Below are 14,157 nucleotides of genomic sequence, written 5' to 3'. Positions count from 1 at the left end.
GGGCTTAAATAGTTTTTTTTCCTTGTATACGCCTAAGCTCTGCGTATAACAGCTTATTAAAGTCATGTAGTTCATCATCGCCACTAATCGTGTAACCTACTCTATTGATTTTACCTTCTTTTTCAACAAGAAAAAATATTACATGCTTTTTAGTAAAACCATCACTAGATTTAAAGTACAATTCTTGAGAAAGTTCATTCAAATAAATGGCTATTTTATTTATCCTCTCTTTCTTGTTGTTTATTTCATTCGGAGATTTAAATGCTTTTCTTGTCTCATCTGCGATATTATAATTAATTGATTTTTCGCTTGATGACTCTAGCGTTAACTTGTTTTTCGAATTTATCTCAAATCTCAGAGATTCAGCAGAAAAGGCGCTATGGCTAATTAATAGAATTGATAATATTAGAAGTGATTTGTACGTTTTCATATATCCCTCCGCAGTTATATGATGAATTTTATGCTAAGCGTTGCTCAGGTACATGTTAATGAATATAACTTGTAACTCCCCCAAAAAATGAAACAGTTCATAAGTAGAGTTTTCCATTAACTAAAATAGGAAATTTTACGATGAGAAAAAGCAAGTTCACTGAAACTCAAATTGTCAGCATAATCAAAGAAGCTGGGTCTGGTGTTCCCGTCCCTGAAGTGTGCCGTAAATATGGTATTGGCCAGAGTAGCTTTTACAAATTGCGCTCAAAGTATGGTGGTATGGAGGCTTCAGATGTTAAACGTCTCAAAGAACTTGAAGAAGAAAATCGCAGGCTAAAAGATATGTTCAGCAACGCTGAGCCTAAAGCACTCGATGCTGAGGATATCATCGCAAAAAAGCTGTAAAAACAAGTTGGCACAGAGCTTGGGCTGAGCATTTGAGAACTCAGTTTAACGTCAGCGTCGCATTTGCTTGTGAAGTGGCAGGGCTAAGCCGCTCAGCTTTTTATTACAAACATAAACGGCCGTGAGATGATGAAGTTATTGACGCACTGCTTGCGCTGGTTGAGCGCCATCAAAGGTGGGGACTGCCCAAGCTATTTAACAGGCTTCGCAATAAAAGGCAAACCATGGAGTAAGAAGCGTGTTGAGCGAGTTTACAACATGCTAAAACTTAACTTGAGACGTAAGGGGAAACGCCGTGTACCAACAAGAACACCTGAGCCATTAAGTGTCCCAAGGCAACATAATGAATCGTGGTCAATGGACTTTATGAGTGATGCATTAAGCTATGGGCATCGTTTTAGAACATTGAATATACTCGATGATTTCAATCGACAAGCATTAGCAATTGAAGTGGATACCAGTTAAACTGCTGCGAGAGTAATTAGGACACTAAAAACAGATCATTGCTTGGCGCGGTAAGCCAAAGCAAATTAGAGTAGATAACGGTCCTGAATTTACCTCCACTGCGCTTGAAACTTGGGCTATGGAAAACAACATCAAGCTGGAGTTTATAAGGCCTGGTAGCCCTTATCAAAATGGTTTTGTTGAAAGGTTTAACCGAAGTTACCGTGAGGAGGTGTTAGATTTATATTTGTTTGAGGCAGGTTTTTTGCGATATCAAATGAACCAGCGAGCAAAGGCACAATCATGTGGTTGCCCTCTTTTTTCTTGGGTCTTTCCTATCTCGGACTAAAACAGTTTTATGATCTTCGTTTAAGTCTTCCCAGCGTAAATTACAAACCTCACCGATTCGCATACAGGTTAAATTACTAAAGTCCAAAATATCGAGATAAGGTAATCGGGTTTTACCGCTGGGCCTAAAGTCCATCCTTTTTTGGAGACCATTTCTTAATTTGTTGAGTTCATGCTTTGTTGGGCGGCGTGTCCGCTTCTGGCTTTTCCCTACTAAGTTCATTTCGATTAGAATGGGCATCGCATCTTCGAAAATTTGATAGTTGGCTGAAATATCCCAAACGGGCAACGCCTTTTTCATCACACTGCGAAGATAGGCAATATCGTGATAAATAGAGAAGGTCCGGCATCAGCTGCGCGCCGGTTTTTACAATGTTCAATCAGATCACTGGTTTTTAGTGAGTCACTTCTAACCTTACTGTTATCACAGTCCATAAGCATTTTAATGACATAGCGTTTAGTTCGGCCTGTCTTGCCCCATAGGTCGTGATCTTCAAAGTACAAATTAAGGGGTACTACTTTGTGTTTGTTCAGTGCCCCATGATGTTCAATCGCATCACACCGAGTTTTGCCCCAGGTACGAGCCACTTCTTTTTTACTGAATGTTTTCAACTCACGATGTATAATTTCGCCGGATTATTTGACGCGCACAGTACACCGGTAACTAAAATCGCCGCTTGCCTTTGCTCGTTTCTCTATTGTAAAAGATGCCACAATCAGTGAATTTCGCTACATCGTCCTACCCCATTATGGGGCCCATATAGGACACCATACACCGAAATTCAACGAAATCACGGCAATTCAGAGCAACTCGAAACAAATGACAGTATCAACTAAATCAGGCTTTAAGCCAGTAGTACCAACAAAACGGCTAAATAGAACCTTCTCTATCGCGCCTATGCTCGATTGGACGGACAAACATTACCGTTATTTTGCGCGTTTGATGTCATCGCAACTGCTGCTTTATACGGAAATGGTCACCACAGGTGCAATTATTCACGGTAAAGGCGACTACTTAGCATATAACGAAGAAGAGCATCCGTTAGCGCTGCAACTAGGTGGCTCTAACCCGGCTGATCTAGCGACTTGTGCCAAACTGGCAGCTGAACGCGGCTATGATGAAGTTAATCTCAATGTTGGCTGCCCGTCGGATCGCGTGCAAAACGGCCGTTTCGGCGCCTGCTTGATGGCTGAACCGGCACTTGTGGCTGAATGTGTTGCGGCTATGCGTGATGTGGTTGATATCCCTGTGACAGTCAAAACTCGAATTGGTATTGATGAGCAAGACAGCTATGAGTTTCTCACTGAGTTTGTCGACACGGTTGAGCAAGCGGGTTGTGAGGTGTTTATTATTCACGCGCGTAAAGCGTGGCTAAATGGCTTAAGTCCCAAAGAGAATCGAGAAATACCACCGCTAGACTATCCACGGGTGTATCAGCTAAAGCAAGATTTTCCACAGTTAAACATATCTATCAATGGTGGGGTAAAAACACTGGCTGAATGTCAGACGCATCTACAGCACCTTGACGGGGTTATGGTAGGAAGAGAAGCGTATCAAAACCCGTATTTGCTGGCAGAAGTAGACAGTCAACTATGTGGGTTAACGACACCTGTACTGAGTCGAGATGATGTTTTGCAGAACATGATTCCTTATATAGAGAAACATTTAGCCTTAGGTGGCAAATTGAATCATATCACTCGCCATATGACCGGATTGTATCAAGGACAGCCGGGCTCGCGGGCTTGGCGCCGTTATTTAAGTGAAAACGGTCATGGTACTGAACCTGGCATTGATGTAGTGCATAAAGCTAGAGAAGCGATGGGATAGTTATTTATATTTAATGACTTAAAGCAAATTAATAGCCCCTTTGTGTAAGCAAAGGGGCTTTTTTATGGGCGATTTTGGCCTCGCTTTTTAGCGACAGGATGTCGAAGTAGTGAAAATTACTAGGCAGTAGTGATTTTAACCACTGGATGATTAGCGCGCTAATCGGTGCAATCTAACCCTTGATGTGAAATCGAGCATAAATTCATATTTATCAGTAGGTTATAATATTTTTTAAAAGTTGGCACACCACTTGTATTAGTTAATCTGTAATCAATCACTAATGGAAAAGGAAAACACCATGATTAACTCAACAGTAAAGAAAGTCGCACTAGTATCGTTAACATTAACAGGATTGTTAGCTAGCAGTTTCAGTGCGCAAGCCAATGAAAGTTTAGTTTCTGAAATGACAGCTGGTCTTGAAAGTAATCTAGCTAGCCAAATGCAAGAAGTGATGAATGTTGCACAGCGCGAATTGAGCCTATCGATTCAAGCACAATTATCAGAAACTCTGTTTGAAACTCAAGACGTTGACGTTGCAGCGACACAAGATAACCAAGAAGAGGTTATCACCAGCGCAATGATCAAGGAGTAAGTATGAGTATGATGACAGATTTGGCCACCTTACTGTTGTTACCCGTGATAGGTTTTATCTTTAGCGCCGGTATATTGATGACATTAAGGTGGTTCAGGATAGTCGAGTCGTAATATTAAACAGCCTAAATTTTGGAGTATAAAATGAATATTGAAGATGTTGTTGCACGATTAGCTGAGCCAAAACGATTGGTTTGTGGTGTGGCGGCAGCGATGGCCGACAAGTTTGACTGGTCATGTAAGTGGACTCGAGTGGTATGGGCCGTAGCCACCTTTATGAACCCAGCATTCGTCTTGTTAGTGTATTTTGTATTGGCCTTAGTGATGCCTAAGTGGCAAGCGCCAAGCAAGTTTTAAGTGGTCAATAGCTAAGCATGGATAGTCAGGTGAAAAGGACATTAATCAACAAGTTCGGTAACACTTTTTTGGGCGCAGCGCTGCTGTTACTGACGATAGCTTTGTTGATTGCAAGCGTTGAATATTGGTCGCTCCCAACGCTATACCTTGGAATAGAGTCGCTCTATTTACACGATTTAAGTATTTGGAGTATTGCCATGACATCGGGTGTGTTATTGGTGGTACTGATCTGGGTTACGCTAGCATTCAGTCTAGTGGCACTTATTTCCGCAATATGTGTCTGTGCGGCCTTGGTAATGATGTTTGCAGGCTTTAGCTTAATATGGCCGGTTGCATTACTAGTACTGGCGGCTTGGGGAGTAGGAAAAGCTAGCCAAGTAGACTAGCTCTGCCCAGAAGACATTTTTCTAACGGCTTAAAAAGGCTTTAAATTGTGCCTTGGCCTCATCACTTTGCAAGCGCGTAGCGAACTCAGTTAACTCCGCTGTCATCTTAGCGTGTAACAATGCTTTATCTGGACGCATAAGCGCTTTAGTGGCTTGTATCGATAGCGGTGGTTTAGCGGCTATTTTGACAGCCTGGGCAAAGGCAGTATCGAATAACAGTTTGGGGTCGACGCAGTCATTAATTATATGCAGTGACTTTGCTGTCTGCGCATTGAAACTCTCCCCAAGTAACAGTAATTCAGCGGCTTTTTGATGACCGATTAAGTGGGGCAGTAATAAACTCGCACCCGCTTCGGGGACGAGGGCTAAATTAGTGAAGGGCAGTTGAAATTTAGCCGTGGTATCGGCATAAACCAAATCACAATGTAGCAATAAAGTCGTGCCAATGCCGACAGCAGCTCCCGATACCGCAGCAATCAATGGTTTTTTGAGATCCAGTAGGCTAAATAAGAACTTAAAAGCGGGATGTTCTGGCCCTAAGTCGCTATTTTTTAGAAAATCGGCCACATCATTACCCGCGGTAAAGCAATCATCCTGCCCTTTGATAAGAAAGGCGTTAATTGCGTTGTCTGCATCACCTTGGATGAGGTATTCTCTCAGGGCGGTATACATTTCTAAGTCTAGCGCGTTACGTTTTTCAGGGCGATTGATCGTAATGATCCTTACCCCTTGTTCGTCCTTAATTTGAATCGTACTCATTGGCAAAAATTCCGTTGTGGCAAATGGGTCTAAAAAGGAGTTTAAGACATTGGAACTTAATTTCAAACACATGTTTAAGTTTTTGTTGTTATCGTGCCTCTCATTTACTGCGTCGGCCAATGTAGTGTTAGTTGATGGCTTTGTCAGAGCCATGCCAGCCAGCGTGCCCAATACCGCTGCTTATTTTGTTTTGCAAAATCATGGTCCTAATCTTGAGCTGGTCAGCGTCGACGTTGATTTCGCTAAAGAAGCACAATTACACACCGTGATTGAAGAAAATGGCGTAGTTAAAATGCGCCAAGTAAATAGTTTTTCTGTGCCTATGCATGGTGAACTTCGACTGGATGAATCTGGTGAACACGTCATGTTGATGGGATTAAAACATCAACTCCCCGTGGGGCAAAATGTTGAACTTGTTCTACATTTTAATGACGGAAGCCAGCTACCTATCTCTTTGAAGGTCAGTAAACAAGATATGGCAAAGGAAGGCGGTCACCATCATCACCACCATTAAGGAGTCACAGCGATGCAAATGACATGGAAAAAAGGCGCTGGAATAGCAGCAGTACTGTTGCTCATTGGATACTTAGTGAGTGTTTGGTGGAGCGTTGAACCTGACGTGCTTGATACTCAGCAGTTTCAAACGCCAACGGGTGAAAAAGTGGTGGGCTATGCCACTACTACGTCACTTATTATGACAGTCGATACCCTACTGAATAAAAGTGGTGGTTGGCTTTCTAATGATGTGATGCCACCCTCGGTAATGATGGATAACATGCCGGCATTTGAATTTGGTGCGATAGAACAAGTGCGAGATTTAGCCTTGATAATGCGCAAAGAGTTTAGCCGTTCACAGTCGCAGTCCACCGCTGATGCAGACTTACTTGCTGCCCATTCTAAGCTCAATATTGAACATACCAGCTGGTTAATCCCTAGCGCAGAAAGTGAATACAAAGATGCGATTAAGCTATTAAGTCTTTATCGCGCCCGCATGTTAGATAGTAATAACCCAGATGCACAGTTTTATGCCCGCGCAGATAACCTCAATGAGTGGCTTAAAGAGGTGCAAAAGCGTCTGGGTAGTATGTCGCAGCGCTTATCGGCCAGTGTGGGTCAAGATAGACTCAATACCGACTTGGCTGGTGACAGTGTCGCCAGTCAATCGACTCCTAATCATGCGAGCCAGCAGATTAAGACGAGCTGGTGGAAAATTGATGATGTGTTTTATGAAACTCGTGGCGCAACGTGGGCACTACTTAATTTCATGAAAGCCATTGAGGTCGATTTTGCCGATGTGCTCAAGAAGAAAAATGCGACTGTGAGCCTGCAGCAGATCATTCGAGAATTGGAAGAAACGCAACAACCAGTATGGAGCCCGATGATCCTTAACGGTTCTGGGTTCGGTATTGTCGCCAATCACTCCTTAGTGATGGCAAACTACATCTCGCGAGCGAATGCCGCGGTGATTGATTTAACTAACTTATTAACTCAAGGTTAAGTAATGAAAAAAACGATATTAGCATGTGCTTTGTTAGGCAGTATGGTTGCTACATCTGCTCAGGCTGCGTCACTGATTGGTTTTAAAGTGGGTGGTGATTACTGGAAAGCAGATACTAGTGGTACGTTTGCTGAACATGGACAGCCGCAGCAAGATTTCAACTACAGTTCTGACTCACAAGGTAGTGTGTGGGTGGCCGTTGAACATGGTATCCCAATTCTGCCTAATTTTAAGTTACGTGAAAATCGCCTTGATGCGAGCGGAAGAGCGTCGCTTGGTGAGTCAGTAATGAACTTTGATGGCCAAGAGTTCGGTGGTGACATTTCAACCAATACAGATTTAAGTAATACCGATTTTGTGCTTTATTATGAACTACTTGATAACGATATTGTGGCACTAGATTTAGGTGCAGCTTATAAAAAAATGCACGGCTCATACCGTGTCAACCAATTGAATGCGAGTGGGGTTTCAGGACCATATGCCGAGAAAGATCTAAGCACGGGCATCGTTATGGCTTACGCTGATGCGCAAGTCGGCATTCCTGGTTTAGGTTTATACGGTTTTGCCGATGTGATGATTGGTGTTGATGAGAGCAGTGTTTACGACTACTCACTCGGCCTAGGCTGGCAGTTTGATGGTACGGCCTTTGATACCAAAGTGCGCGTTGGTTACCGTGATTTTAAGTTTGATGTCAGTGACTTTGATGGCGTGACCGCGAATAACCAATTCAAAGGTTACTTTGCCGGTGTTGAACTCACCTTCTAAATCGTCAGTTCACTAAGTTAGACACAAAAAAACCGCCGATACCGGCGGTTTTTTTCGTTTAGCTTAATGGATTTATTGCACGGCTTCTGGCGCTTTTAAGCCATTATTGATAGCAATAACGTCATCTTCGCTAAGTGTTCCGGCAGCTTGTTTCAGGGCTAAGATAGAGTTGATATAACCATATCTTGCGTTCGACAGCTGACGTTTCGAGTCATACAAGTCACGGGTACGGTTAAGCACGTCAACGATAGTACGGGTACCGACTTCAAAACCTGCTTGTGTCGCTTTAAACGCACTCTCAGATGAGATAACCGATTGCTCGTAAGCTCGAATTGAGCTGATAGAAGCGCTAACGTTATTGAAGTTATTGCGAACATCTTTTACCACTTGGCGGTAAGTCTGCTCCATCTTCTCACTGGCTTCTACGTATTGGTACTGTGCCTGATTCACCTGCGATGAAACTTTGAAACCTTCAAAAATCGGGATACTTAACTGCAGTGCAACGTTGGCATTGTCGTAATCTGACAGATTGTTATCTTGATTTTTTTGTTTTAAATTAGTGGTATAGCCAGCATTTAGCTTAAGTGACGGCATATGACCCGCTTTGTACAAGCTAATGGTTTCTTGGGCAATATCACGACCAATACGTGTAGTGAGTAAGTCTACACTGCTGCTTTCAGCCATTTTAAGCCACTCTTCTGGCTTAGCGGGTGAAGGCATGACGGCACCAAAGCGGTCGGTATCAAGAATATTAATGGATTCGTAACCAATACCGGTGATCTCACGTAGTGCTTCATAGCTATTGATTAGCTGGTTTTCAGCTAAGATTTCGTCAGCGCGGGCTAAATCGAACTGAGCTTGAGCTTCGTGAACGTCAGTAATCGCGGTTAGACCTACGGCAAAACGTTGCTTGGTTTGCTCTAATTGACGCTCAATGGCGCGTTTCTCTGCGCCTTTAAACTCGTAGTTATCTTTTGCTGACAACACATCAAAGTAAGCACTTGTGACGCGAATAATAAGGGTTTGTAGGGTCGATGCGTATGCGGCATCTGCTTGCGATGCGGCTAGCTCGGCTAAACTGAGTCCTACCCAAGCGCTGTGATCGTAGATAACTTGGCTTAATGTTACGCCGGCATTAAGGCCACTACCGTATTCACTCGCATCTACATCACTCCAAGTTTTACCATAGCCGACATTAGCACTTAATGTTGGCAATAGTGGAGCACGGCCTTCTTCTATCTGTTCATATAGCGCATCTCGTTGAGCTTGTGCTTGCAAAGCAACAGGATCGCTCGTCAATGCTTGTTGATATATCTGCAGTAGATCGTCGGCTTGAACGGCAGTTGTCGAGGCAGCAAAAGTAATAGCTGCACATAAAGAGCGGATCTTAAATTTCATTAGCTGTCCTTCTTAGACATAAATCCTCCTATTGGAGGAGCAATATACTTAATTGAGTTAAGTGATGCTTCGCCTTGCTTCCTTTTGTAGGCCAAGCGGTTTGCGCTTCCCGACGCTTCCCGATACATCTAAACTTATTGAGTTAAGATATTAAGAAATTAACCAATTTTAAGTCAACTCCGAAGTGTAACAGTTTTTGACTTTATGTCTGCTTTTTTTCAAATAACTTAGCTGAATCTGCGGTATTCAACCAGTTTCAGTGTAAAGTAGCAGCCAAATTGAGTTTAGGAGCCAAGCTATGCAAAATAAGTTTAGCAGCCAAGATGTTGAAATGCTTGAGCGCAAGCGTCTTTATCAAGGTTTTTTTACCATGGAAGAGTATCGTTTTCGGCATCGTCTTTTCGATGGTGGCTGGAGTGATGTTGTGCGTCGTGAAGTCTTTGAGCGTGGCCATGCTGTAGTCGTGCTAGCTTATGACCCCTATACCGACCAAGTCGTGCTGATTGAACAGATACGTATTCCGGTTTTTGATGCCAACCAGACGCCTTGGTTGTTTGAACTTGTGGCAGGCATGATTGACAAAGGACAGACTGCTGAAGAGGTTGCGCAGCGTGAATTGATGGAAGAGTCGGGATTGACGGGCAGTCATTTACAGTTGATCAGTGAATTTTTTGCTAGCCCAGGTGGCACCAGTGAGAAGTTCTCCTTATATTATGCCGAAGTTGATGCGAGCCAAGCATCCGGCACCCATGGTCTAGCCGAAGAGCATGAAGATATTCAAGTGCACGTGGTGAGTCGTGAAGCGGCTTTTGACATGGTAAAAAGTGGCTTGGTTAACAATGCATCGACCGTAATTGGTTTACAATGGTTGCAACTCAATTATCAGTCGCTAGCGAAAAAGTGAGTAAATTTGAAAGCTGTTAATGCCAAAAAGGACAAGTATCGTGTTGATGTTAATCGATTTCTTGCTTTGTGTAGCCGTAATTATTTTAATATTTTAGCTTGGTTACCTGCGGAGGTAATGCCTGGGGATGCTTGGTGCGTAGCCGGCGACTTTGGTCAGCTTGACGTTCGATTATTGGAAAATACTCAATATACTCAGTTGATCGAACTTTCAAGGAGCGTGGCTGATAATGAATTTATTGAGACTCCTAAGGTAACTGTTCGCATTTATCACGATGCTAAATTAGCAGAAGTGTTAACTAGTCGACAGATTTATCGATTGCGTCCGGTATATGATTATCCAAATGTACGCATGTATCACCGAGATGAAAAGTACCAGGTTAACGCTTTTCTTGAAGAGTTATTAAAGATAGACAACCACCCTCGTGTTGTTTATCAATCTAACAGTTAAGGTTTTGATGTTTTGAAAGAGGCAATCTCTTATCCTATCGCTGAATGCGGCAGTGTGAGAATCGTGCAGGTCACGGATCCGCATCTGTTTGCTGATCCTGAGGCACAGCTATTAGGCGTCAATACGGCCCATAGTCTCGATGCCGTACTAAATACTATCAAAGCCGTTGATTATCCTGCTCATCTCATGCTGGCGACGGGAGATATCAGCCAAGACTATTCCGCGGAGTCCTACCATAATTTTGTCAATGCCGTCGAACCGCTGAACGTGCCATGTCATTATTTACCGGGTAATCACGACGACCCGAGAATCATGCATTTGAACATGCAGGGCGAGTCAGTGTTTGGTAATAAGCGTATTATCGCTGGCAACTGGCAAATCATCATGTTGGATTCCACCGTGCGCGGTAAGCCGGGTGGTAACATGTCGGCCGCGGAAATGAGCTTAATCGCTGATGCAGTGAACGCTGAAAGTGACAAGCATACTTTGCTTGTGATGCATCACAATCCGATACTGGTTAACTGTAAATGGTTAGATCAACACTGTATGGACAATGGCGATGAGTTTTTAGCCTTTGTCAGTCAGTTTCCGCAAGTCAAAGGACTACTTTGGGGCCATGTGCATCAACAATTGGATGAGATTCATCACGGGACATATGGCGCAATTAAACTGATGGCAACACCGTCGACGTGTATCCAGTTCAAACCTAAATCATCCTATTTTGCTTTAGATGCACAGCAACCTGGCTATCGACTGTTAGAGCTCAAAGATAATGGCGATATATTAACGAATGTCTATCGTGTGCCTGGCAACAAGTTCTCACCTGACAACGAGGCCAGTGGTTACTAAGCTTGTAGGCGGGATTATTTGGTTAAATAGCTTGCCAGTGTTAGCATCTATATGAGGTTTATAATAACAACGGTGCCAGCAGACTAAGCTTAGCACCACCATGATTATCTCTGAGGACATATGCTGCTTTACATCCATGGCTTTAACAGTTCGCCATTGTCAGATAAGGGCGTGATTAGCGCGCAGTATATTCAAACTCATTTTCCTGATGTTCATTTTGAACAGCCACAGCTTCCATCTTGCCCACACTCTGCGATGATGTTACTCATCGAGCTGGTAGAAAAAGCATTGCAAAACGGGCAGCCGCTGCGGTTTATTGGTTCGTCATTGGGCGGTTACTTTGCCAGTTATTTGGCTGAAAAATATGGTGGACGTGCGGTGTTAGTTAATCCCGCAGTAAAACCTTTTGAGCTGTTTGATGAATTTATCGGCCCGCAATATAACCCTTACACCGATGAGCATTATCAAGTATTACCGATACATAAACAGCAAGTCGCCGAATTTAATACAGAAGTTATCCTCCATCCTGACCGCTTTTTTGTATTACTACAAAGTGGCGATGAAGTGTTGGACTATCGCCAGGCCGTGCATAAATACCATTGTTGTAAATTAATCCTTGAATCTGGCGGAGACCACAGTTTTGTCGGATATTCTGATAAAATGGCGGAAATTTGTGATTTCTTGTTTCTTGACAAATAGACATGTAGGGCCGCAACATGGCCTGAATAACTATAAATTGTGTGTGCTATGACAAACCAATATACCTCTGATGCAATTGAAGTTCTAAATGGACTTGACCCTGTTAAACGTCGACCTGGCATGTATACCGATACCAGTCGTCCAAACCATTTGGGTCAAGAGGTTATCGATAACAGTGTTGATGAAGCGCTGGCGGGTCACGCCACAAAAATCGAAGTTGTGCTACACAAAGATAATTCATTGGAAGTGACCGATGATGGTCGTGGTATGCCGGTGGATATTCACCCTGAAGAGGGGATTCCGGGGGTCGAGCTTATCTTGACCAAGTTACATGCCGGCGGCAAATTTTCTAATCAAAATTATCAGTTCTCAGGTGGTTTGCACGGCGTTGGGATTTCAGTTGTTAACGCCTTATCTAGCCGAGTAGAAATTAGTGTTAGGCGTGGCGGTGAAGTCTATGAAATGGCTTTTGCTGACGGCGATAAGGTAGAAGATCTGACTGTAACGGGGACCTGCGGTCGACGTAATACCGGGACCCGAGTGCACTTTTGGCCAACGCCAAGCTATTTCGACTCTGCTAACTTTTCTATCCCTAAGTTGGTGTATTTACTGCGCGCCAAAGCCGTACTGTGTCCCGGATTAAAAATTAAGTTTAATAATAAACAAACCGGTGAAGTACAAGAATGGTTTTATGAAAGTGGCCTAACTGATTATCTCAAAGCATCGGTTAACGGTGCGGTTATGCTGCCACAAGAGCCGTTTATTGGCAGCTTGAAGGGTAATGAAGAAGCGGTAGATTGGGCGATCACTTGGTTACCCGAAGGTGGTGACTATCTCAATGAAAGCTATGTGAATTTAATTCCCACGCCATTGGGTGGTACCCATGTGAATGGCTTCCGCCAAGGTTTGCTTGAATCTATGCGTGAGTTTTGTGAGTTTCGCAATTTGATCCCTCGTGGGATTAAACTGACCCCTGAAGATATTTGGGATCGCAGTAGCTTTATCTTATCAATTAAAATGCAAGACCCGCAGTTTGCCGGACAAACCAAAGAAAAGCTATCTAGTCGACAAAGTGCCGCCTTTGTATCGGGGATTGTGCGTGACGCCTTCAGCTTATGGCTAAATACTCATACCGATCAAGCTGAGTTGTTGGCGGACATGTGCATTAATAATGCCCAGAAACGCCTACGAGCAGCGAAAAAAGTTGCTAGAAAGAAGGTGACTTCTGGCCCAGCTCTACCGGGTAAGTTAACCGACTGTAGCGGTCAAGACCCGATGCGCGGTGAGTTATTTTTAGTGGAGGGTGACTCAGCAGGTGGTAGTGCTAAACAAGCTCGCGATCGTGAGTTTCAGGCCATCATGCCGCTGCGAGGCAAGATTTTGAATACTTGGGAGGTCGATGCATCACAAGTATTAGCTTCACAAGAAGTTCATGATATTTCCGTTGCCATTGGCTGTGATCCAGATAGTGAAGATATTTCAGAGCTAAGATATGGCAAAATCTGTATATTAGCGGATGCCGATTCTGATGGACTACACATTGCTACTTTATTGTGTGCGCTATTTATGAAGCATTATAAGGTGCTGGTCGAAAGTGGCCATATTTATATTGCGATGCCGCCACTGTTTAGAATCGATATTGGAAAAGAAGTGTTTTATGCGCTAGATGAGCCTGAAAAGCAGGGGATTTTAGACCGCATTGCAGCAGAGAAAAAGAAAGGTAAGATTCAGGTTACGCGCTTTAAAGGCTTGGGTGAGATGAACCCGTTGCAGCTGCGTGAAACCACGATGGATCCCAACACTCGTCGATTGGTACAACTTACCGTGGACGACGCCGAAGATACGTTGGCGCTAATGGATATGTTGTTAGCGAAGAAGCGTTCAAGTGACAGGAAAGTCTGGTTAGAAGAGAAGGGTGACTTAGCACAACTGTAGTATGACTGCATTTGAGCTGTATTAAATGATGTATAAATTGATTACCACATATTGTAGAAGCGGTTGGTTACTGATCCTTGGCATAGTGTTGAGCTTACCCTCAGCTGTT

Annotated in this window: 19 protein-coding genes; 15 read left to right on the top strand and 4 right to left on the bottom strand. The window is 43.5% G+C overall.

From position 1 onward, the window contains the following. Positions 1–4: 4 nt before the first annotated feature. Complete coding sequence (locus tag L865_RS0120195; RefSeq protein WP_028774882.1) at positions 5–430, bottom strand: hypothetical protein; 426 nt, start codon at positions 428–430, stop codon at positions 5–7. A 140-nt stretch (positions 431–570) separates the two neighbouring features. Between L865_RS0120195 and L865_RS0120190 the strand changes: the two genes are divergently transcribed. From L865_RS0120190 to L865_RS26140, 3 genes are all read left to right on the top strand, one after another. Continuing rightward, positions 571–837 (top strand): transposase, encoded by a 267-nt coding sequence (locus L865_RS0120190; RefSeq protein WP_028774881.1) that lies wholly within the window; start codon positions 571–573, stop codon positions 835–837. Between the two features lie 126 nt (positions 838–963). Continuing rightward, the gene (locus L865_RS25660) at positions 964–1,302 is read left to right on the top strand and encodes a hypothetical protein (RefSeq protein ID WP_157577680.1); all 339 of its coding nucleotides are present in this window, start codon (positions 964–966) and stop codon (positions 1,300–1,302) included. A 34-nt stretch (positions 1,303–1,336) separates the two neighbouring features. Further along, entirely contained in the window at positions 1,337–1,630 is a 294-nt protein-coding gene (locus tag L865_RS26140) for an integrase core domain-containing protein (RefSeq protein WP_084632603.1), read from the top strand. 299 nt (positions 1,631–1,929) lie between these two features. Here the strand turns inward: L865_RS26140 and L865_RS25940 are convergent, their stop codons facing one another. After that, positions 1,930–2,241, bottom strand: a complete 312-nt coding sequence (locus L865_RS25940) for a hypothetical protein (protein WP_028774879.1) — start codon at positions 2,239–2,241, stop codon at positions 1,930–1,932. A gap of 208 nt (positions 2,242–2,449) precedes the next feature. Here L865_RS25940 and dusA point away from each other — a divergent pair, with 208 nt between their 5' ends. From dusA to L865_RS0120150, 4 genes are all read left to right on the top strand, one after another. Then, positions 2,450–3,457, top strand: a complete 1,008-nt coding sequence (gene dusA / locus L865_RS0120170; protein WP_028774878.1) for a tRNA dihydrouridine(20/20a) synthase DusA — start codon at positions 2,450–2,452, stop codon at positions 3,455–3,457. Between the two features lie 298 nt (positions 3,458–3,755). Next, entirely contained in the window at positions 3,756–4,049 is a 294-nt protein-coding gene (locus tag L865_RS0120165) for a hypothetical protein (protein ID WP_028774877.1), read from the top strand. A gap of 143 nt (positions 4,050–4,192) precedes the next feature. Then, complete coding sequence (locus L865_RS0120155) at positions 4,193–4,405, top strand: PspC domain-containing protein (protein ID WP_179025678.1); 213 nt, start codon at positions 4,193–4,195, stop codon at positions 4,403–4,405. Positions 4,406–4,434: 29 nt separating this feature from the next. Then, complete coding sequence (locus L865_RS0120150; protein ID WP_051484712.1) at positions 4,435–4,791, top strand: hypothetical protein; 357 nt, start codon at positions 4,435–4,437, stop codon at positions 4,789–4,791. A 21-nt stretch (positions 4,792–4,812) separates the two neighbouring features. Here L865_RS0120150 and L865_RS0120145 read toward each other — a convergent pair whose 3' ends face one another. Next, entirely contained in the window at positions 4,813–5,550 is a 738-nt protein-coding gene (locus L865_RS0120145) for an enoyl-CoA hydratase-related protein (protein ID WP_028774874.1), read from the bottom strand. Positions 5,551–5,620: 70 nt separating this feature from the next. Between L865_RS0120145 and L865_RS0120140 the strand changes: the two genes are divergently transcribed. From L865_RS0120140 to L865_RS0120130, 3 genes are read left to right on the top strand one after another with little or no spacing between them, the layout of a single operon-like run. Then, positions 5,621–6,064, top strand: a complete 444-nt coding sequence (locus tag L865_RS0120140) for a copper chaperone PCu(A)C (protein WP_051484711.1) — start codon at positions 5,621–5,623, stop codon at positions 6,062–6,064. Between the two features lie 12 nt (positions 6,065–6,076). Next, a complete protein-coding gene (locus L865_RS0120135; RefSeq protein ID WP_028774872.1) occupies positions 6,077–7,048 on the top strand; it encodes a DUF2333 family protein in 972 nt (323 codons plus the stop codon). Positions 7,049–7,051: 3 nt separating this feature from the next. Further along, positions 7,052–7,813 (top strand): TIGR04219 family outer membrane beta-barrel protein, encoded by a 762-nt coding sequence (locus tag L865_RS0120130; RefSeq protein WP_028774871.1) that lies wholly within the window; start codon positions 7,052–7,054, stop codon positions 7,811–7,813. Positions 7,814–7,885: 72 nt separating this feature from the next. Here L865_RS0120130 and tolC read toward each other — a convergent pair whose 3' ends face one another. Then, the gene (tolC, locus tag L865_RS0120125) at positions 7,886–9,211 is read right to left on the bottom strand and encodes an outer membrane channel protein TolC (protein ID WP_028774870.1); all 1,326 of its coding nucleotides are present in this window, start codon (positions 9,209–9,211) and stop codon (positions 7,886–7,888) included. A 298-nt stretch (positions 9,212–9,509) separates the two neighbouring features. On the opposite strand from tolC, the gene nudF reads away from it, so the two are divergent. The 5 genes from nudF (at position 9,510) to parE (ending at position 14,048) form a co-directional block, all read left to right on the top strand. Next, complete coding sequence (gene nudF / locus L865_RS0120120; protein ID WP_028774869.1) at positions 9,510–10,115, top strand: ADP-ribose diphosphatase; 606 nt, start codon at positions 9,510–9,512, stop codon at positions 10,113–10,115. Between the two features lie 6 nt (positions 10,116–10,121). Beyond that, the gene (locus tag L865_RS0120115; protein WP_028774868.1) at positions 10,122–10,565 is read left to right on the top strand and encodes a DUF1249 domain-containing protein; all 444 of its coding nucleotides are present in this window, start codon (positions 10,122–10,124) and stop codon (positions 10,563–10,565) included. A 12-nt stretch (positions 10,566–10,577) separates the two neighbouring features. Further along, on the top strand, positions 10,578–11,414 hold the full coding sequence (cpdA, locus tag L865_RS0120110) for a 3',5'-cyclic-AMP phosphodiesterase (protein ID WP_028774867.1): 837 nt from the start codon (positions 10,578–10,580) through the stop codon (positions 11,412–11,414). A gap of 120 nt (positions 11,415–11,534) precedes the next feature. Continuing rightward, positions 11,535–12,113, top strand: coding sequence for a YqiA/YcfP family alpha/beta fold hydrolase (locus L865_RS0120105; protein ID WP_028774866.1), 579 nt, complete (start codon positions 11,535–11,537; stop codon positions 12,111–12,113). Between the two features lie 48 nt (positions 12,114–12,161). After that, on the top strand, positions 12,162–14,048 hold the full coding sequence (gene parE, locus L865_RS0120100) for a DNA topoisomerase IV subunit B (RefSeq protein ID WP_028774865.1): 1,887 nt from the start codon (positions 12,162–12,164) through the stop codon (positions 14,046–14,048). Positions 14,049–14,157 lie beyond the last annotated feature (109 nt).

Source organism: Shewanella waksmanii ATCC BAA-643 (assembly GCF_000518805.1).
GTDB lineage: Bacteria > Pseudomonadota > Gammaproteobacteria > Enterobacterales > Shewanellaceae > Shewanella > Shewanella waksmanii.
This window is presented reverse-complemented; position numbering and strand designations above follow the sequence as displayed.